The organism is Actinoplanes sp. NPDC051475, from assembly GCF_040689425.1.
GTDB lineage: Bacteria > Actinomycetota > Actinomycetes > Mycobacteriales > Micromonosporaceae > Actinoplanes.
Window position 1 is genome coordinate 219,348 of record NZ_JBFAZZ010000010.1, and the last position, 18,991, is coordinate 238,338.

15 protein-coding genes are annotated in these 18,991 nt (G+C 71.5%); 9 read left to right on the plus strand and 6 right to left on the minus strand.

Annotated elements, in window-relative coordinates:
- Positions 1–20 precede the first annotated feature (20 nt).
- From AB0368_RS21930 to AB0368_RS21940, 3 genes are all read left to right on the plus strand, one after another.
- Positions 21–782 (plus strand): phosphodiesterase, encoded by a 762-nt coding sequence (locus tag AB0368_RS21930; protein WP_366155763.1) that lies wholly within the window; start codon positions 21–23, stop codon positions 780–782.
- A gap of 78 nt (positions 783–860) precedes the next feature.
- Positions 861–1,226, plus strand: coding sequence for a VOC family protein (locus AB0368_RS21935; RefSeq protein ID WP_366155764.1), 366 nt, complete (start codon positions 861–863; stop codon positions 1,224–1,226).
- Positions 1,227–1,506: 280 nt separating this feature from the next.
- Positions 1,507–2,736, plus strand: coding sequence for a GAF domain-containing sensor histidine kinase (locus AB0368_RS21940; protein WP_366155765.1), 1,230 nt, complete (start codon positions 1,507–1,509; stop codon positions 2,734–2,736).
- A 136-nt stretch (positions 2,737–2,872) separates the two neighbouring features.
- Here the strand turns inward: AB0368_RS21940 and AB0368_RS21945 are convergent, their stop codons facing one another.
- The 3 genes from AB0368_RS21945 to AB0368_RS21955 all read right to left on the minus strand — a co-directional run bounded on the left by AB0368_RS21945 (position 2,873) and on the right by AB0368_RS21955 (position 8,711).
- Positions 2,873–5,263, minus strand: coding sequence for a bifunctional polysaccharide deacetylase/glycosyltransferase family 2 protein (locus AB0368_RS21945; protein WP_366155860.1), 2,391 nt, complete (start codon positions 5,261–5,263; stop codon positions 2,873–2,875).
- 62 nt (positions 5,264–5,325) lie between these two features.
- Positions 5,326–6,237: a hypothetical protein gene (locus AB0368_RS21950; protein WP_366155766.1), complete on the minus strand. Its 912-nt coding sequence runs from the start codon at positions 6,235–6,237 to the stop codon at positions 5,326–5,328.
- Positions 6,238–7,118: 881 nt separating this feature from the next.
- Complete coding sequence (locus tag AB0368_RS21955) at positions 7,119–8,711, minus strand: glycosyltransferase family 39 protein (protein ID WP_366155767.1); 1,593 nt, start codon at positions 8,709–8,711, stop codon at positions 7,119–7,121.
- Positions 8,712–8,789: 78 nt separating this feature from the next.
- Here AB0368_RS21955 and rsmI point away from each other — a divergent pair, with 78 nt between their 5' ends.
- The gene (rsmI, locus tag AB0368_RS21960; RefSeq protein ID WP_366155768.1) at positions 8,790–9,641 is read left to right on the plus strand and encodes a 16S rRNA (cytidine(1402)-2'-O)-methyltransferase; all 852 of its coding nucleotides are present in this window, start codon (positions 8,790–8,792) and stop codon (positions 9,639–9,641) included.
- On the opposite strand, the gene AB0368_RS21965 is transcribed toward rsmI, so the two are convergent.
- Positions 9,635–10,852: a hypothetical protein gene (locus AB0368_RS21965; protein WP_366155769.1), complete on the minus strand. Its 1,218-nt coding sequence runs from the start codon at positions 10,850–10,852 to the stop codon at positions 9,635–9,637. The two genes, rsmI and AB0368_RS21965, sit on opposite strands and share 7 nt — an antisense overlap.
- 120 nt (positions 10,853–10,972) lie before the next feature.
- Between AB0368_RS21965 and metG the strand changes: the two genes are divergently transcribed.
- Together metG and AB0368_RS21975 are read left to right on the plus strand one after the other, a co-directional pair.
- On the plus strand, positions 10,973–12,754 hold the full coding sequence (gene metG / locus AB0368_RS21970; RefSeq protein WP_366155770.1) for a methionine--tRNA ligase: 1,782 nt from the start codon (positions 10,973–10,975) through the stop codon (positions 12,752–12,754).
- 218 nt (positions 12,755–12,972) lie between these two features.
- Entirely contained in the window at positions 12,973–14,328 is a 1,356-nt protein-coding gene (locus AB0368_RS21975; protein ID WP_366155771.1) for a PKD domain-containing protein, read from the plus strand.
- 57 nt (positions 14,329–14,385) lie between these two features.
- On the opposite strand, the gene AB0368_RS21980 is transcribed toward AB0368_RS21975, so the two are convergent.
- Positions 14,386–15,420, minus strand: coding sequence for a hypothetical protein (locus tag AB0368_RS21980; RefSeq protein WP_366155772.1), 1,035 nt, complete (start codon positions 15,418–15,420; stop codon positions 14,386–14,388).
- Positions 15,421–15,496: 76 nt separating this feature from the next.
- Between AB0368_RS21980 and AB0368_RS21985 the strand changes: the two genes are divergently transcribed.
- Positions 15,497–16,387, plus strand: a complete 891-nt coding sequence (locus AB0368_RS21985; RefSeq protein ID WP_366155773.1) for a TatD family hydrolase — start codon at positions 15,497–15,499, stop codon at positions 16,385–16,387.
- A 10-nt stretch (positions 16,388–16,397) separates the two neighbouring features.
- On the opposite strand, the gene AB0368_RS21990 is transcribed toward AB0368_RS21985, so the two are convergent.
- Positions 16,398–16,820, minus strand: a complete 423-nt coding sequence (locus AB0368_RS21990) for a hypothetical protein (RefSeq protein ID WP_366155774.1) — start codon at positions 16,818–16,820, stop codon at positions 16,398–16,400.
- Between the two features lie 220 nt (positions 16,821–17,040).
- On the opposite strand from AB0368_RS21990, the gene rsmA reads away from it, so the two are divergent.
- Both rsmA and AB0368_RS22000 read left to right on the plus strand, forming a co-directional pair.
- Positions 17,041–17,940: a 16S rRNA (adenine(1518)-N(6)/adenine(1519)-N(6))-dimethyltransferase RsmA gene (rsmA, locus tag AB0368_RS21995; RefSeq protein WP_366155775.1), complete on the plus strand. Its 900-nt coding sequence runs from the start codon at positions 17,041–17,043 to the stop codon at positions 17,938–17,940.
- 67 nt (positions 17,941–18,007) lie between these two features.
- The gene (locus tag AB0368_RS22000) at positions 18,008–18,955 is read left to right on the plus strand and encodes a 4-(cytidine 5'-diphospho)-2-C-methyl-D-erythritol kinase (RefSeq protein WP_366155776.1); all 948 of its coding nucleotides are present in this window, start codon (positions 18,008–18,010) and stop codon (positions 18,953–18,955) included.
- The last annotated feature ends 36 nt before the right edge of the window (positions 18,956–18,991 follow it).

The window sequence follows — 18,991 nt, forward strand, 5'->3', positions numbered from 1 at the left end:
AGCGCTGGATCATCAGCGATATGACCTCCTTCATCGCACAGCTCAGCGACTCCCACCTCACCACCGGGCCGTTGGGCGGCGGGCCGGCGGCCGGACTCCAGCTCGCCCTCGCCCGCGTCATGGCCCTCGACCCCCGGCCCGACTGTGTAGTGGTCACCGGCGACCTCACCGACAACGGCCGCGAGGAGGAGTACGCCGCCCTCCTGGAGGTCATCGGCGACTTCCCCCTGCCGCTGCACCTGACCACCGGCAACCACGACGACCGGGACGCCATGGTCAAGGCGTTCGGCGGCGAGCCGTACTACGCCGTCGACTATCCCGGGTTCACGGTGGTCGCCCTCGACTCGCTGATCCCAGGCTCCCCGGCCGGCCGGCTCGGGGCCGAACAACTCGAATGGCTCGACACGGTGTTGGCGTCGCGTCCGGGCGTACCCATGATGATCGGTCTTCATCACCCGCCCATGCCGATCGGGATCCCGTTCCTGGACGGGATGCGGCTGCTCGACGGCGAGGAGCTGCGCGAGGTGGTGGCCGCACACGACAACGTCGCGCGGATCATGGCCGGGCACGTCCATCGGCCGGTCACCGCGGCGTTCGCCGGAACCGTGCTGACGGTGGGGCCCAGCACGTGGCGCCAGGCCGGACTGCTGCTCAACTCGGACGCCCCGCCCGGGTACGTGGCCGAGCCCACCGGCTTCCTGCTGCACATGCTCGAGGGCGCCGACTGTGTCACCCACACGGTCCAGGTCAGCCACGCGGCGGCCCTGCTCGGCGCATATTGATTACCGCTCGGCGCAGCAGATCATCGAACTGTCACACCCCCGCTATACGGTCGGTATCCACGCGGGAAGGGGAGACCGATGATCGACCATGTCGTTCTCGGGGTGCACCACCTCGACGAGAGCAGGCACTTCTATGAGCACGCCCTACGTCCGCTGGGCCTCAAGGTGGTGGCCCAGCGGCCCGACCTGATCGGGTTCGGCGATGACAGCGGGCGACCGTTCTTCTGGCTGGGGCTCCGGGAGCCCACACACCGCGTGCATGTGGCCTTCACGGCTGGGGACCGGGCGGCGGTGGACGCGTTCCATGCCGCGGCTCTGCATGCGGGCGGGGTGGACAACGGGGAGCCGGGGGTGCGGGCGCAGTATCACGAGAATTACTACGCGGCTTATGCCTTCGATGCCGACGGGAACAACATCGAGGCGGTGTGTCACCGGCCGGCTTGAGGACGGGTTGTTTCGGGTTGGGTGACGCCGGGCCGGGCCGGGGGCCGGGCCAGGGCCGCGCGGGGCCGGGGCCGCGCGACGGCTCCCGTCAGACCCGCGCGCGGGGGCGCGGGGCCGGGTTGGCGGCCGCCTGCTCGCGTCGGACCTCAGAAGCGCTCGGGAGCGCTGGGCAAGGGGGATCGGGCGGGGAGGACGGGAAAGCTGGGGAGCAAGATGGCCGATATGTGAATCTCGCTACCTATGGGTGGTATCTCTGTAGTCAGTCTCGGAGGTGACCGTCATGCAATCGCCCCTGCCCACGAACGAAGCCGACCGGCTCGCCGCACTTTACGAACTCGACATCCTCGATTCCGCTCCGGAGAAGGACTTCGACGACATCGTCGCCCTGGCTTCGTCGGTCTGTGATGTGCCCGTCGCTCTGATCACGCTGATCGACACGGACCGGCAGTGGTTCAAGGCGCGGCTCGGGACCGACCTGACCGAGATGCCACGGGACCTGTCGTTCTGTTCCCACACCATCCTCGGCAAGGACGTGATGGTCGTTCCCGACGTCACCCAGGACGCCCGGTTCACCGATCACCCCATCGTCGACGGGGGCAAGGGCGTGCAGTTCTACGCCGGCGCGCCGTTGATCACCAGCGACGGTTTCGCCCTCGGCGCCCTCTGCGTCATGGACTCGCGGCCGCGGCAGCTCGACGCCGAGCAGATGCAGGCGATGCGGGCGCTGGCCCGTCAGGTCACGTCGCAGCTCGAACTGCGGCGGTACGCCGTCGCCCTCACCAACACCACCGCGCGGCTCCAGGAGCTCGAGCGCCGTAAGGACGATCTCGCCGGCCTGGTCAGCGGGCAGCTGCGGGCGCCGCTGCGGCTGATGCGGTCGTACCTGGCCGACCTCGGGAACAACGGCTACCACGACCCCGAGCTGGCCGACCTCGTCGGGCGGGCCACCGCGGCGCACGTGCGGGGGATGACCGACCTGCTCGACCATCTCACCTCGATGGCGGACGCCGGCAACGGCCACGACAGCCTGCACATGCGCCAGATCGACCTGACCCGGCTGACCCAGCGGGCGGTCGAGGCGGTGCGGCCCATCGCGGCCACGAAGAACATCTGGATGCTCAACCACGCCGGCGGGCCGTCGTTGCCGATCATCGCTGATCCCGTACGGCTGGAGCAGGTGCTCATGCAGTTGCTCTTCGCCGCGGTGAAGTACACCCCGTCCGGTGGGCGCGTGCGCGTCGGCACCGAGATGGAATCGGGGCCGGCCGTGCGGCTCGACGACATGGACATGCCGGACGGTCTGCGTCCCGACCTCTTCCCGCACCTGTACTACGGGACGATCACGCATCCCACCGCCGAACCCGGGCCGGACCAGGGGCTGGCCGTGGCGAAGCGGATCCTGGACGCGCACCACGCCACGGTGGCGCTCTCCGACCGGCCGGGCGACGGGACGTCCCTGCACGTCGTCTTCCCCTTCGCGGAACGGGAACCGGCGCTCGTCGGCATCTGAACGCCGAACAGGATCGGCGCCGGCCTGCGATCAAGACCGGACCGATGACCTGGAACCCGCTCCCGCCCGGCTGCAGTTCGGGCGGGAGCGGGTCCGGTCAGGGGCTGTCTCACGGATCGGGGCCCGGCAGCGGCCGTCACGATCCGCGTGACACCTCCTGAGCCCCGTTCGTGTAGACGGGACCGGAGCCGCCGCCCGGGGGCGAGCCGGCCGACGGAAGCTCCTCGGGATTCAAGATCCGATCTTGCGGCACGTCCCGGTCCTGCGCGGCCGAACCCTGCGCCGGCACCGGCGGGCGTGCCGTCGCGCGGCCCGACGCCGGGTGGGTCACGGTCGGCGCCTGGTCCCGGCTCGGCGGCCAGGAGTCGACCGCCGGCGCGATGCTCTGCTGCGGCAGGTTCACCGGTCTCTCCGTGGCGGGCACCGACCGGGTCAGCCCCGCGCGGTGCAGCTTGTGCCAGCGCAGCCGTGCGCCCGTCATCGCGGTCATCGCGGATTGGATCAAAACCAGATACATGAGCTGCCGGTACGCGAACTGCTGCAGCGGCAGCCGCCACAGCGGGCGCAGGGACTCGCGGTCGAAGCGGAACGCCACCGCCGCCGTGAACAGCTGCAGGGCCAGCATCGTCAGCCAGGCCGTCACCGTGGCCTCGAGTTCCCAGAAGACCAGCCCGTACAGGAGCATGATGTCGACCACCGGGGCGAGCAGCGGGAGCGCCACCCCGAAGAGGGCGAGGAACGGCAGCCCGACCCGGCCGAAGCGACCGGAGTCGCCGGAGTCCGTGAGCGCCTTGCGGTGCTTCCACATCGCCTGCATGGTGCCGTAGCTCCACCGGTAACGCTGGCGGTAGAGCTGCTCGAGTGTCGTCGGCGCCTCGGTCCACGCCTTGGCCCGCTCCTCGTAGACGACCCGCCAGCCGGCCCGGCACAGCGCCATCGTCACGTCGGTGTCCTCGGCGAGCGTCTCGTCGCTGATGCCGCCGACCTCCGCGAGGGCCGTACGCCGGAACGCCCCGATCGCCCCCGGCACGGTCGGCATGCAGTTCAGCACCTCGTAGAGGCGCCGATCGAGGTTGAAGCCGATGACGTACTCGATGTGCTGCCAGGCCGAGACCAGCTTCTCGCGGTTGCCGACCTTGACGTTGCCCGCAACCGCGCCCACCGCAGGGCTGGCGAAGGGCTGCACCAGCATCCGGATCGAGTCCGGTTCGAAGATGGTGTCGCCGTCGACCGTGACGATGAGGTCGTGCCGGGCCAGCGCGATGCCGGTGTTGAGGGCGTTCGCCTTGCCGCCGTTCGGTACCCGGATCACCCGTACGTTCGGCAGGCCCAGGCGTTCCACGAGGACGGCCGTACCGTCGGTCGAGCCGTCGTCGACCACCACCACCTCGATGTGGGGGTAGTCGCCGCCGGCCAGCGAACGGACCGCCGCCTCGATGCCCTCCTTCTCGTTGTAGGCGGGCACGATCACCGAGACCGGATCGGTCACCGGCGGACCCCAGGTGAAGGTCTTCTTGCGTCGCTGCCGGGCATGCCGGGTCGCGAGCAGAAGGAGCAGGACCGTACGCCCGACCGTGAGCAGGCCGACGATCAGGAAGAGGCCGGCGATCAACCAGACCAGGCCGTCGGCCAACCGTACGGTCCACAGCAGCGCCGTGCCGCGCCACCGGTCGGTGCTGTCCGCCGCCGGATTGACCGGAAGCAGCGGCAACGCCTGGACCGACTCCTTGCCCTGCTGTGCGATGGAGCGGTTCATGCCCTCGGTGACCGTGGTGAAGGAGTAACCGCGCGCCCTCATCATCGGGATGAACACCTTGAGCGCCGCAACGGTCTGCGCGCGATCCCCGCCGGCGTCGTGGAAGAGGATGACCGCGCCGGTGTCCTCGGGCGGGGTGGCGTTGCGAACGATCTGCCCGACCCCGGGCCGCTGCCAGTCCTCACTGTCCATGTCGTTGACCACGACGAGATACCCCTCGGCGCCGGCCTCCTTGACGATCTTCCAGTTGACGTCGTCGATGGCCTGCGGCTTCGACGAGTACGGGAACCGCGCCAGATTCGTACGAACGTTCGCGGCCCGGGCGATGGCGACCTGAGTCTGCGACAGCTCAAGGCTGCGCCGCCAGGGTGCGAGCCGCTGCAGGTTCGGGTGGGTGAACGTGTGCAGGCCCAGCTCGTTGCCCCGGTCGGTGATCCGCTTGGTCAGATCCGGGTGCCGCGCAACCTCGGACCCGACGACGAAGAACGTGCCGTGCGCATCGTTCTGCTCGAGCACGTCAAGGATCTTCGGCGTCCAGGTGGGATCGGGGCCGTCGTCGAAGGTGAGGGCGATCGTCCGGGCCGGCATCCGGCTCGAGCTCTCCTGCCCGCCGGTGGTGTTGATGACGGGCCCGCCGCCACGGATCGCGACCGGCACCCCGGCCTGATCGCCGACCTCGGTCTCCACGTGGTCGCCGGTGAACTCGGAGTTGATGTACGCCTGCACGACCAGAACGCCGACGAAGAGGCTGATCAGCAGGACGCCGAGCATGACCCGGGGACGCGGCAGGATCCGGCGCCGGGAGCGGCTGCGGTTTCGGCTGCGGCGGGTCGTCACGCGGAGACCTCGGATTTGGGTTCGGGTTCGGAGGGGGTGTCCGCGTCCGCGGGGTCGTTGGCGGGGGCGTCGGGGGCGGACGGGGCACCGTGGTCGCTCGACGCGCCGCCCGTCGAGCCGCCACCGCCGCTGGTCGAGCCGCTACCTCCGCTGCTGCCGCCTGTGCCGCCGGTTGGAGAGCTGCCACCAGTGCCGCCGGACAGGGAGCCGCCGCTGCCGCCGGCCGGCGTGCCGCCGCCGGTGGAGCCGCCGGAGGTGCCGCCGCCGGTCGAGCCGCCGGTCGACAAGCCGTCGCCGGATCCGCCGCCCGTGCCGCCGGTGCCGGGCGGAGCCGGTGGCGCCGGCTCGGTGGGCGTGGTCGGCGTGTCGGTGGTCGGCGGCGTCGACACCGGGGTGACCGGCTTCGTCGTGACCGACTCGGCCGGCTTGGTCGTGGCCGGTGGGGTGGTCGGCCCCTTGGTCGTGGACCGGGGCGTCGGGGTACGCGCCGGGCTGGCCGCCGGCGTGGACGATCGAGGCAGCTGCTCCGACTCCACCGTGTTGTTCCGGTTGACCGGGGCGTTGCGGCGGGGCAGGACCTCCATCACCGGGCGGGTGCTCGGGGCCGTGGCGGCCGGCTCCGGAGTCGGGCTGGGCCGGGCGGCCTCGACGTCTTCATCGCCGTCCGCGAGGTCCGGCAGGGGCAGAACCGCACTGCTGCTGACGGGACCGCCGGCGAGGCTGACGCTGATGAGTCCGCCGTAGACCATGCAAAGGGCGCCGAATCCGTACGCGACCCGGCGCAGCAGCCGACGGCGACGGCCGGTCGAGTCCACGAACACCGGCGAGGGGTGCGCGACGACGATCACCTCGGTGTCGAGGACCTCGATGTCGCCGGAAAGCTGATTCTTCGGCTCCTGCACTGTCACGCGGCGAGCTTAGGAACATCTACGAAGATCATGATCCGCTTCACCCCAACGCATGACGACCGAATGCGGTAGGGAAATCATCCGAAACGGTGGGGGTTCGCATTTGACCTGGTGAGCGGCATGTGCATCGACGTATTGCGACCCGGTGCTGACCTGCGCGAAAGAGGCGGAAGCAGAAGGTTACGCGATTATCGCGACGGATTTGTTGTCGCATTTCCGACTGATCGCCACGCCTTTATCCGAATGGCATTCACCAATAGATAAGCGGCTTAAAAACCAATATAGCCTTATGCCCTTTTTGTCGCAACCAGGGGACGGCGGGCGTCGCGCCATCGACCGTCCTCGGTGCCCACCACCGACCGGCCACAGGGCACGTCCTCGGGCGCCCTCCGGGCGCGTCACCGGGCGGAGTCAGGGCACGCGACCGTGCGGCCCCGGAGGTGTGCCGCCGGCTGGCGGCGAGGGCGTGCCATCGTGCGGGAGGGGTGAGCGGCCGGTGGTGTCGGGGCGGCCCGGAGGGTGCGCCGCCGGGTGGTGTCGGGCGGCGTTGGGGCGTGCCGCCGAGTCTTCCCGGGCGCGCCACATCAAGCGTGCTGTCCAGCGGCCGCGGGTTGTCGGTGCCGGGCGTCGTGGGCACCGGAAGCGGTGCGTTGTTTTCTTCAGGAAGTTTTCGCACAACCGGCGGACTCCACCCGTTGTGCCGGTCAGCGACCCTCGTTAAGCTTCTTCTTGCACGCCCCTATCGCCCGCTTCCCCCGTGGCAGGCGATCGGGGCGTTGCCATGTCCCCACCCTGTCGCTGCCCGGTGCGAGAAGCACTCCGGCGCGGAAGCCGCCGGAGCGGCAAATCCACCGGAACCGACACCTATCGGCGCAAGGGACTCAGATCCAGCGCCCGCCGAGCCACATGCGCGCCGACCAGTCGTCGTACGGGATCAGTTGCCCGACGAAGATCGGATGGAAGTAGGCGAAGCACAGCGCCACCAGGAGCACGTACACCCCGGCCACGATGGTGCCGATCAGTTGCCGGTCGGTTCGCCCGGCGCCCGTGGCCACTCCGGACGGCGGGGTCATGATGGCGCCGAGGGCGTAGACCACCGCCAGGATCAGGAACGGCAGTGCCGGCAGCACGTAGAACGAGAACATCGTGCGGCCGTCCGCCAGCGCGAAGTAGAACCACGGCAGCAGGCCGGCGACCACGCCCGTACCGATCGCGAATGCTCGCCAGTCACGGCGGGCGATGCCGAACCAGACCAGCGCTCCCAGTGCTGGCAGGAAGGACCACCACAGGATCGGCGTACCGAGGAGGAGGATCTCCGCGGCGCAGCTCGGCGCGCCGCAGTTGCCGTTGCCGTTCCAGTAGAAGGCGACTGGGCGGCCGAGGAGCAGCCATTGCCAGGGCCATGACTGGTAGACGTGCCGGTCCGTCAGGCCGCTGTGGAACGTGTACGCCTCGTAGTGGTAGTGCATGAGGTTGAGCAGCGCGCCCAGGATCGGGGGTTCGCCTAGCCCGTTGGCCTCGCGGTAGTGGCGGAAGTATCCGGTGTTGGTGACGAACCAGCCGGTCCAGGTCGCCAGGTAGAAGATCACCGTGAGGACGAAGCTGAGGACCAGGTAGCCGAGGTCGCCGGGGAAGCCCGAGATGATCGGGCTGCGGACGCCGACGGAGCGCCGGGCCTGCACCCGCCAGACGAGCACCAGCAGGGCGAAGAACGGCGCGAAGAACAGCGCGCTCCATTTGACGCCGCAGGCGAGGCCGAAGGTGACGCCGCCGGCCAGGAGCCACCACGGGACGATGCGCGGCCGCCTGCCGTCCCGGGCGGCGGGGTCGTAGCCGTTCTCCAGCGCCCGCAGCCAGCGGCGGCGGTAGTGGTCGCGGTCGAGCACCAGCGTCGCGAACGTCATCAGGGTGAACAGGCCGAGGAAGATGTCCAGCAGCGAGGTGCGGGAGAGGACGAGCTGGAAACCGTCGAGGCTCATCAGCATGCCGGCGGTGCCGGCCAGCACGACCGAGTGGAACAGCCGGTACGCGACCCGGATCAGGACGAGGACCATCAGCGTGCCGGCGATCGCCGCCGGGAAACGCCAGCCCAGCTCGGTGTTGCCGAACGCCTTCTCGCCGAGCGCGATCAGCCATTTGCCCAGCGGCGGGTGCACCACGTACGCGGGGCCGTTGGTCTTCTCGTCCCACTCCACGCCGTGCTGGAGCATGTCCCAGGCGTCGGTCGGGTAGTAGACCTCGTCGAAGATGTACCCCTTCGGGCGATCGAGGCCGACCAGCCGCAGGACCGCCGCGATGCCCACGACCAGCGCCGTGACCAGCCACGAGTACGGGTTGAGCCAGTTGTCGAGCGTGGCCAGCCGCCGCCGCACGGCGTCGGGAACGCCACGCACGCCCGTGGCGGCCCCCTCCGCCGGGACGTCGTCCGCAGGCGGCGGGCTCGGGGTGTCTGTCTCCGCTGTCGCCGAAGTCACCCCGCGATCGTAGGCCGCCCGTCCAGTACCCCGGTGCCTGGAGGCGGCGGCGGGCCGCAAGTGTGATGGACTCGGGTCGTGGACGAGAACGGTTCCGGTCGGGTCGTGCTGGTCGGTGCGCCGCTCGGCAACATCGGTGACGCCTCCGCCCGGCTGCGTGACGTGCTGGCGAGCGCGGACATCGTCGCCGCGGAGGACACCCGCCGGCTCACCCGCCTGGCCCGGGACCTCGGCGTCACGGTCGGCGGGCGAATCGTGTCGTACTTCGAGGGCAACGAGGAACGCCGTACGCCGGACCTGGTCGAGGCCCTGCGCGGCGGCGCTGTCGTCGCGGTGGTCACCGACGGTGGCATGCCCAGCGTCTCCGATCCGGGGTACCGCCTGGTGCGGGCCGCCCTGGACGCCGGTTTCCCGGTCACCGCCGCGCCCGGCCCGAGTGCCGTCACGACCGCGCTGGCGCTGTCCGGGCTGCCCAGCGACCGGTTCTGCTTCGAGGGCTTCCTGCCCCGTTCGGGCTCGGGCCGCCGGTCCCGCCTGCGCGAGCTCGCCGCCGAGCCGCGCACGCTGGTGTTCTTCGAGGCGCCGCACCGGATCACCGGGATGCTCGAGGACCTGGCCGGAGTCTTCGGCGCCGAGCGGGCCGGCGCGGTCTGCAGGGAGCTGACGAAGACGTACGAGGAGATCCGCCGCGGGGCGCTCGGCGAGCTGGCCACCTGGGCCGCCGAGGCCGGGCCGCGCGGGGAGATCACCGTCGTGGTGGCCGGCGCGCCCGCCGGCCCGGCCGAGCGGCCGGCCGACGAGGAGCTACGCGCGGCGGTCGCCGAGCGGGAGGCCGCAGGCGCGTCGCGACGGGACGCCATCCAGGCGGTCGCCGACGTGCACGGACTGCGCAAGCGCGAGGTCTACGCGTTGGTGCATGCCGCTCAGTAGGCGGTGACGAGGAAGCCGGCCAGGAGGGTGAGCGGCCCGGCGAGGCTGACCAGCAGCGCGGCGCGGCGGGCCCGGGCGGACTCCAGCCGCCGCACCCCGGTGAGGCCGGCGATGCCCAGGCCGCAGAGCGCCACCAGCACGAAGCCCAGGGACCAGCGCAGGTGCACGAGTACGCCGGTCGCGCCCACGTACGCCTGGCGGCTGTCCGTGCTGACCATCCGGGCCGGGACGACGGAACCGGCTCGCAGGCCCGGCTCGACCCCGAAGAGGGCGATCGGGCGCACGGTGTAGGCGCCGTCGGCCGTGGTGAACTCGCCGGTGCAGCGCTGCGTCACCCCGGAGCCGGTGCATCCGGCCACGGTCGCGGTGCCCGGCCGGCCGTGCCCGACCGCCAGCCAGAACGGTTCGGCGCTCACCCAGGAGAAGAACATGGCCACCAGGGCGAGAACGAGCAGCGCCAGCAGGCCGCTGACCGGGCGGCGCGGGTCACGGCTTCTTCGCCTCGGCGGGCGGGCGGGGCGCGAGGGCGGCGGCTCCGGAACCTCCTCCGGCGCCGGTCGCTGGTCCTCGTCGAGCCAGAACGGTGAGGTCTCCAGGAGCGCGGACGTTCGCTCTGCCCGTACCCGATCCTGGATGGCCCGGTCGGTGCGCGCGGGATTGAGCCGCGGCCGGCCCGCAGTGCCCTGACCCGGCACGGCTCCGCGGTCCAGGACCACCGTCGGCCGGTTGCCGTCCGGTTCCGGAAGGACCATCACATCCGGTACGGCCGCAGCCGCCGCTTGGACCTCGTCGGCGGAGCCGGTGCCGGCGGCCGGCGCGGACTCCTCCTGGGGCAGGGCGGCCAGCAGGTCCACGATCGTGGCGTCCTTGGGCGCGTAGGCCTTGGCCGTGCCCTCGGCGTTGAAACGCTCGGCATCCACCTCGTCGTGCCTGCTCTCGACGGGCTTGACGGGTGCGTCGGCCGCCTCCTCCGGGGCCAGGGCCGCTGTCGCGTCTTCGGTGCCGGCCTGGTGAGCGTCGGCCGCCTCGCCGGAGTGCTGGGTGATCGCGGGCGGTGCCATCGTGGGCGTGGCCGGCTCGGCACGCCGGGGGCCCGCGGACGGCGGTGCGCCCTCCCCGCGCCACCAGGCGCCGGTGCCCGGGTCGGACCAACTCCACGGGTCGCCCTCGGTGCGCGGCGTTTTCCCAGGCTGCGGCGCGTCTCCGGTCATGGTTCCCATTGGACTACGGGGTTCGCCGCGATTCCGGAACATGACGGGCGTGTCGGGGCAAAAAGGGCTGATGGCTATCCGTTCGCGGGGCGACCCCGGGAGTCACTACGCTTGGACGGCATGAGCCACGTTCTCGCCGCGGTCGCCTGGCCCTACGCCAACGGCCCGCGCCACATCGGTCATGTCTCCGGCTTCGGAGTGCCCTCCGACGTGTTCAGCCGGTACATGCGGATGTCCGGCCACGACGTGCTCATGGTCTCCGGCACCGACGAGCACGGCACGCCGATCCAGGTGCAGGCCGACGCCGACGGGGTCACGCCGCGTGAGCTCGCCGACCGCTACAACCGGGTGATCGTCGAGGACCTGCACGGGCTCGGCCTGTCGTACGACCTCTTCACCCGTACGACGACGCGCAACCACTACGCCATCGTGCAGGAGTTGTTCACCGGCCTGCACGAGAACGGCTACATCGTCGCCAAGACCACGCTGGGCGCGATCTCGCCTTCGACCGGGCGCACCCTGCCCGACCGCTACATCGAGGGCACGTGCCCGATCTGCGGCTACGAGAGCGCCCGTGGCGACCAGTGCGACAACTGCGGCAACCAGCTCGACCCCGAGCAGCTGGTCAACCCGCGCTCGCGGATCAACGGGGAGACGCCGGAGTTCGTCGAGACCGAGCACTTCTTCCTCGACCTGCCGGCGTTCGCCGAGGCGCTGGGCAAGTGGCTCGACACCCGCGAGGGCTGGCGCCCCAACGTGCTCAAGTTCTCCCGGAACCTGCTCGACGATCTCCAGCCCCGGGCCATCACCCGCGACCTGGAATGGGGCGTACCGATTCCGCTGGACGGCTGGAGCGACCGCAGCGACAAGCGCATCTACGTCTGGTTCGACGCGGTCATCGGCTACCTGTCGGCCTCCATCGAGTGGGCGCGGCGCTCCGGTGACCCGGACGCCTGGCGGCGGTGGTGGCAGGAGGAGTCGCTCGGCTACTACTTCATGGGCAAGGACAACATCGTCTTCCACTCGGTGATCTGGCCGTCGCTGCTGCTCGGGTACTCCGGCGAGGGCGACAAGGGCGGCAACCCCGGCTCCCTGGGCGCGCTGAACCTGCCCACCGAGGTGGTCTCGAGCGAGTACCTGACGATGGAGGGCCGCAAGTTCTCGTCGTCGCGCAAGGTCGTCATCTACGTCCGCGACTTCCTCGAACGCTACGACGCCGACGCCCTGCGCTACTTCATCGCCGCGGCCGGGCCCGAGTCGAACGACACCGACTTCACCTGGGCCGAGTTCGTCCGGCGCAACAACGACGAGCTCGTCGCGGGCTGGGGCAACCTGGTCAACCGGTCGATCTCGATGGCGGCGAAGAACTTCGGTGCGATCCCCGAGGCGGACGAGCTGACCGACGACGACCGGGCGCTGCTCGAGGTGGCCCGCACGGGCTTCGCCACCGTCGGCGACCTGATCGGCAGGCACCGCCAGAAGGCGGCCATCGGCGAGGCCATGCGGGTGGTCGCCGAGGCGAACAAATACCTCTCCGACCAGGCGCCCTGGAAGCTCAAGGACGAGGCGTCCAAGCCGCGGATGGGCACGATCCTGCACGTGGCCCTCCAGGTGGTCAGCGACGCGAACACGCTGCTCACCCCGTTCCTGCCGCACTCCGCGCAGAAGGTCCACGAGCTGCTCGGCGGCACGGGTGTGCACGCGCCGATGCCGTCCATCGTGGAGGTCGAGGACTTGGACGGCGGACCGGGGTATCCGGTGCTGACGGGTGATTACACGAGCGGCGCGCGGTGGGAGTCGGTGCCGCTGGTGGCGGGTACGCCGCTGGCCGCGCCCAAGCCCGTGTTCCGCAAGCTGGAACCCTCCGTCGTGGAGGAAGAGCTGGAGCGACTCGGCTCCTGACCGTACGGCCACGAGGCCCACCGACGCCCCAGGCATCGGTGGGCTTCGTCATGCCGGGCGAACAACGGATTGATCGACGTTGTGATCATCGGGTACGTTCAGCCCCGACCACGGGGGAACGGCTGCGTTTCGTCGGTACGACTGCGTTCCATCGCGGACGCGGGCCGTGCCGTGTCGTCATGTCTCCTTCGTCAAGGTCACCCCTCGAAGGAGTTCCCTTGTACGTACGTGTTTCGCGCCCGCTGCTCGCCGCTGTCGTCGGCGGGGCGCTGCTGGCAGCCGGCGCCATCGGTGCCTCGCCCGCTTTCGCCTCCGACGACCGAGCATCGTCCATCGCCGCCCGCGCGGCGCTCGGCGACGAGCCCACCCTCCCGACGCCGAGTCTCCCGACGCCGACTCCGCCGCCGGTGACTCCGCCGCCCACGCCGTCGTCACTGCCCTCCTCGGTGCCGCCGCCGTCCGACCCGACGCCGGACCCGTCGAACCCCACGCCGGACCCGTCCGACGCCACGCCGGGCCCGTCCGAGCCGACGCCGGAACCGTCCGACCCGCCCACGAACCCGGCGCCGGAGCCGTCCGGCGCCACGCCGGACCCGTCCGAGCCGACGCCGGACCCGTCCGGCCCGACCGACCCGGCCTCGGACGTCACCGCGCCGGTCGGCGTGTTCGCGCTCAGCACCACGTCGCTGTGGGTGGGCCAGCGGGTCACCCTGACCCAGGGCCCGATCCACGATGACACCAGCGCCCCGGAAGCGATCAGCCGCGTGGTGAGCTGGGGCGACGGCACCTCGAGCACGCTCGTCGCGGGCCAGGCGCCGATCAAGAAGCAGTACACGAAGAACGGCGCCTTCACGATCACGCTCACCCTGACGGACGCCGCCGGCAACACCAGCACGGCGACGGCGTCCGCCAGCACGGTGAAGGTGACCACGCCCGGCAAGTTCAAGCTGGACAAGCACGACCTCTGGTCCGGGCAGAGGGTCAAGGTCACGATCAGCGCCGTCCCGGCCGGCACCACCAAGATCCGGTTCGACTGGGGTGACGGCTACACGAGCGACCTGAGCGGCCGGAACCAGTCGTTCACCGGCTTCTACTACCACCGCAAGAGCGGCGGCCTGGTCCGCGGCGAGGTCACCCTGCGGGCCACCTTCACCAACGGCAACGGCGCGTCGTCCGCGCTCACCGTCGGCAAGGTGAACCTCAAGAAGGACAGCTGGAAGCCGGTCGTCAAGGTCAAGAAGCCGGGCAGCGCCAACCGGCTCAAGTCCTGGAAGTACGCCCGCGGCACCGTCACCGACAAGGGCGCCGGCGTGCCGTACGTCTACGTCTGGGCGTCGCGCATCAGCGGCACCAAGGCGTACTGCTTCACCCCGCAGCGCAAGTGGAAGCGCGTCTACTCCGTCGAGGAGTTCAACGACTGCGTCCCGATCGCGCTGAAGGCCGCCGGGGGCAAGTGGTCGCTGAAGCTGAGCGGCCTCAAGAAGGGCAAGCTGTACGTCGACGCCAGGGCGTGGGACTGGGCCGACAACACCAGCAAGTGGTCCTCCGTCAACGCGAAGATCACCCGCAGCTGAAGCAAGACTGACGAGTAACGCGGGGTCCGGCGCATCGCCGGGCCCCGCGTCGCCGTGTCAGAGCTGGTACGGCAGCTCGGCGATGTGGTGGTCGGTGAGCTCGCGCACGGGTGCCCACACCTCGTACACCCCTCGCTCGTAGCAACGCGCACCGACCGACGCGACCGAGTCGGCGTCCGGGCGGACGAGGCGCAGGCGTGCCCAGCTCTCGTCGCGCTGCAGCACCCAGACCGGGACGTTGCGCCACAGCGCCTGCTCGGCGCGGCGGGCCAGCGTCTGCACGGAGTAGCGGGCCGCGCGGGTCAGGGCGCGTACCCGGAAGTCGTCCGGCGGGTCGGCGATGGCCTGGTACTCGTTGTCGTTGATCCGGCCGACCAGGGTGGCCGAGCCCGCGTCGGTGCAGGGCACGTACTCGCGGTCCGGGCTGATCCCGGGCACCCCCTCGAGCAGGTGCCGCCATCGCGGTCCGGCCAGCCGCAGCCAGCCGTGCTGCTCCGGCTGGTAGGTGTAGAGCACGACCTCGTCGCCGGTGCCCGGATAGGCCAGCAGCTGGGCGTTGGCCGGCATCGGCAGGTCGGCGAAGCCCGCGGTGACGAACTCCGGGATCAGGTCGTCGGTGCTGGGCGTGAAGCCGGTGCCGAGCACCATCGCGCCGACCCGGGAGTGTGCTGGCAGGGCGGGCAGCCCGGACTGGGCCGCGCCCATCGGGATCTCGAAGTCGATCGGGTCGGTGGCTCGCCAGCGCAGGGCGTACGCGACCGAGTCCTCGCCCGCGCCGTCGGTGCGCAGCAGCGAGAGCTCGGCCGGGGTGCGCAGGTGGGCGATGTCGCAGGCGCGGTAGCAGAAGCCGTACGGCAGCCAGCCGGCCAGATGCCCGGCCAGCTGGGCGGCCGAGAGCACCTTGATCATTCGGGTGCCGCGGCGGACCGCGGCCGTGGCCCGGATGCGTTGCAGCACCGGGTCCTGCCGGTGCCCCACGGACTGGCTCATGAACTGCACCTGTGCCCAGGTGAGGTCACGGCGCAGCGGCGCCATCAGCGGCGGCTCGAGAGGGTCGGCGCCGACGGTGGAGTCCTCACCGGTCAGGGTCACCCGTCGCAACATAGAGGAAGGTCGTTGCTGCTGGGTGAACGCGGGGTTACCCGGACCTGTGTGATGCTGGACCGCGATGAACACGCAACCGTCCGAGTCCCGCAAGAAGCGTTCCGCCCGTCGTGCCGGGGAGTTCCCGCCCCCGCCCGAGCCGCTGGCCGTACCGGTCTTCGACAGCCACACCCACCTGGACATCACGGTCCACGAGGCGGGGATGCCCGGCGGCGGCGCCGCCGACCCGGTCGAGGCACTGATCACCGCCGCCGCGAAGTCCGGAGTGGACCGCCTCGTGCAGGTCGGCGTCGACGTCGCCTCGTCGCGGTGGGGCGCGGAGCTGGCCGCACGCCACCCTTCGGTGCTCGCGACCGTGGCATTGCACCCCAACGAGGCGCCGGTCGTGGCCGACCTCGACGAGGCGTTGCGCGAGATCGAGACCCTCGCGGCCGAGCCGCGGGTGCGCGGGCTGGGTGAGACGGGCCTCGACTCCTTCCGTACGGGCGAAGCCGGCCGTCCCGCCCAGGAGCGCAGCTTCCGCGCCCACATCGCGATCGCCAAGCGGTACGGCAAGGCGCTGGTCATCCACGACCGCGACGCCCACGGGGACGTGCTGCGCGTCCTCGACGAGGAGGGCGCGCCGGACACCGTGGTCCTGCACTGCTTCTCGGGCGACGCGGACTTCGCCGCCGAGTGCGTACGCCGGGGCTACCTGCTGAGCTTCGCGGGAACGGTGACCTTCGCGAACGCCGCTGATCTGCGCGCCGCCGCCCTCGTGACGCCGCCGGAGCAGATGCTGGTCGAGACGGATGCGCCGTACCTGACGCCGGTGCCGTACCGGGGGCGCCCCAACGCCTCGTACCTGATTCCGCTGACCGTACGGGCGCTGGCCGAGGTGACCGGTCGTGACCTGGACGACCTCTGCGCGGCCATCTCCGCCAACGGTGAGCGGGTCTTCGGCTCCTGGAGCTGACCGACCGGCCTCAGGCGGGCAAGGGGTAGGCGGCGCAGTCGAGGCGTTCGCCGAGCCCGCCGAGGAGCTTGGCGAAGGCCGTCGGTGCGGCGTGCAGCGGGCCGCGGGAGACGAAGCGGACCGCCCAGCGGTGCCCCGGGGCGACGTTGAAGATGCGGTAGACGACCAGCGAGCCCCGCTCGTCCGGCTCGACGCTGGTGACCCCGCGATACCACCACTCACCCTGCTGGACGACCGAGCGGGCGGCCCGGTCGATCGTCACGGTGATCATGCTGCCGTCCTTGGTGACGGTGAACTCGTCGCCCTTGGCCGGCTTGGCGGAGCCGGTGGCCGCGATCGGCGACCGCCCGCCGGGCCGGGCGTCGAGCAGCACCGCCGCGACCTCGTCCGGTGTCGCCTCCACCACGCCGCGTAGCTCGAGCAGCTCCGTCATGCCCCTCGTTGTACCCCTTCCGCGCACGTCGCCGCTGCCCCGTGAGCCAGGGTCATGCGAACGGCGCCCTCCCGCCCGCATGTCGCGGGGCCGCGGTGCCGGTCCGCGCCGGCTGTCGGTTGCCCACGGCCCGGGGATTTCGGGCCGGCGCGCGGAGGGCGGGGCGTTGTCACCGGTGGCGGCGCTGCGGCAGGTGGGCCGCGCCGTAGGCTGTGGCGTCATGGCTGATGCACTGCTCGGCCCGGCAGAGATCCGGGAGCTCGCCGCGCGGCTCGGGGTCGCGCCGACGAAGAAGCTCGGCCAGAACTTCGTGCACGATCCCAACACCGTACGGCGCATCGTTGCGGCGGCCGGGCTGACCGGCGACGACGTCGTCCTCGAGGTCGGCCCCGGGCTCGGTTCGCTCACGCTGGGCCTGCTCGGCGCGGCGGCCCACGTCCACGCGGTGGAGATCGACCCGGTGCTCGCCGCCGCGCTGCCCTCGACCGTCGCCGAGCGGGGCGGTGCCGCGAAGCTGACGGTGCACCCCGCCGACGCGCTCAAGGTCACCGCGGGCGCCTTCTCGCCCGCGCCGACCATGCTCGTCGCCAATCTCCCGTACAACGTCGCGGTCCCCGTCGTGCTGCACCTGCTCGCCGTCCTGCCGACGCTGCGGGGCGGGCTCGTCATGGTCCAGAAGGAGGTGGCGGACCGCCTGATCGCCGGCCCCGGATCGAAGGTGTACGGCGTGCCGTCGGTCAAGCTCGCCTGGTATGCGGACGCTCGCGCTGCTGGTCGCGTACCCCCGGCGGTCTTCTGGCCCGTCCCCAACGTCGACTCCGGTCTCGTCGCCTTCACCCGCCGGGAACGGGGTTTCGACGTGCCGCGCGCGGCGGTCTTCCAGGTGGTCGACGCGGCGTTCGCGCAGCGGCGCAAGACGTTGCGCGCGGCGCTGGCCGGGTGGGCCGGTGGCGCCGACCGCGCCGAACAGGTCCTGGTGGCGGCCGGGGTCAACCCCCAGGCCCGGGGTGAGGCGCTCCCGGTGGCCGAGTTCGCCGCGGTCGCGGCTGCCGCGATCTCCCTCGGGTACGGCGGTAAGCTCAGCGCGTCCAGCAGGCGGCACGAGGAGGTGGACTCATGACCACGGCGAGTTCGCGATGTGTCGTGCGCCCGCGGACACCCGAGCCGGCGACCCCGGGCATCGCTCCGTGACGGAGGCGTGGGGGCCGGACGACGACAAGCCGCGCCGGTTCGCCGGGCCGGTCCGGGTACGGGTGCCGGCCAAGATCAATCTGCACCTCGGCGTGGGCCCGTTGCGTGCCGACGGCTTCCACGAGCTCAGCACCGTCTACCACGCGATCAGCCTGTTCGACGAGCTGACCGCGCGCCGCGGCGACACCCTCGCACTGACCATGGAGGGCGAGGGCGCCGGCGAGCTCGAGCTGGACGAGAGCAACCTGATCATCCGGGCGGCCCGGGCCCTGGCGCACAAGGCCCGCGTGCCCGCCCATGCCCGCCTGCACCTGCGCAAGACCATCCCGCTGGCCGGCGGCCTCGCCGGAGGCAGCGCCGACGCGGCGGCCACCCTGCTCGCCTGCGACCTGCTCTGGGGCACCGGCTTCAGCAAGGACGAGCTGGCCGAGATCGGCGCCGAGCTCGGCTCGGACGTGCCGTTCCTGCTGCACGGCGGCACGGCACTGGGCACCGGCCACGGCGAGACGGTCAGCCCGATCCTCGCGCGACCGACGACCTGGCACTGGGTGGTGGCGATCGCCGACGGCGGCCTGTCCACCCCGGCGGTCTACGGCGAGCTCGATCGGCTGCGCGACAGCCCGTGGCCGCCCACCCCGCTGGAGAGCCCCGACGAACTGATGACCGCGCTGCGCCAGCGCAAGGCGGAGGTGCTGGGGGCCGCGCTCGCCAACGATCTCCAGCCGGCGGCGCTGTCGCTGCGTCCGGCGCTCGCGGACGTGCTCAAGGCGGGGTACGAGGCGGGCGCGGTGGCGGGGATCGTCTCCGGGTCCGGTCCGACGTGCGTGTTCCTGGCCACCGACGGCCCGCACGCCGAGGAGGTCGCGTCGCGGCTGTCGGAGGCGGGTGTCTGCCGTACGGCGGTGGCGGCCCGCGGACCGATGCCGGGCGCCCGGGCGGTGTGAGCAACCCGGCGTCCGGGACTTGTCGCGAGACAAGGT

Excerpts from the sequence above, each read along its gene's own strand:
- AB0368_RS21940 (WP_366155765.1), top strand. The coding sequence starts at position 1,507 with ATGCAATCGCCCCTGCCCACGAACGAAGCCGACCGGCTCGCCGCACTT.
- AB0368_RS21935 (WP_366155764.1), top strand. The coding sequence starts at position 861 with ATGATCGACCATGTCGTTCTCGGGGTGCACCACCTCGACGAGAGCAGG.
- AB0368_RS21945 (WP_366155860.1), bottom strand. The coding sequence starts at position 5,263 with ATGCTCGGCGTCCTGCTGATCAGCCTCTTCGTCGGCGTTCTGGTCGTG.
- AB0368_RS21930 (WP_366155763.1), top strand. The coding sequence starts at position 21 with ATGACCTCCTTCATCGCACAGCTCAGCGACTCCCACCTCACCACCGGG.
- AB0368_RS21990 (WP_366155774.1), bottom strand. The coding sequence starts at position 16,820 with ATGACGGAGCTGCTCGAGCTACGCGGCGTGGTGGAGGCGACACCGGAC.
- AB0368_RS21965 (WP_366155769.1), bottom strand. The coding sequence starts at position 10,852 with ATGACCGGAGACGCGCCGCAGCCTGGGAAAACGCCGCGCACCGAGGGC.
- metG (WP_366155770.1), top strand. The coding sequence starts at position 10,973 with ATGAGCCACGTTCTCGCCGCGGTCGCCTGGCCCTACGCCAACGGCCCG.
- AB0368_RS21985 (WP_366155773.1), top strand. The coding sequence starts at position 15,497 with ATGAACACGCAACCGTCCGAGTCCCGCAAGAAGCGTTCCGCCCGTCGT.
- rsmA (WP_366155775.1), top strand. The coding sequence starts at position 17,041 with ATGGCTGATGCACTGCTCGGCCCGGCAGAGATCCGGGAGCTCGCCGCG.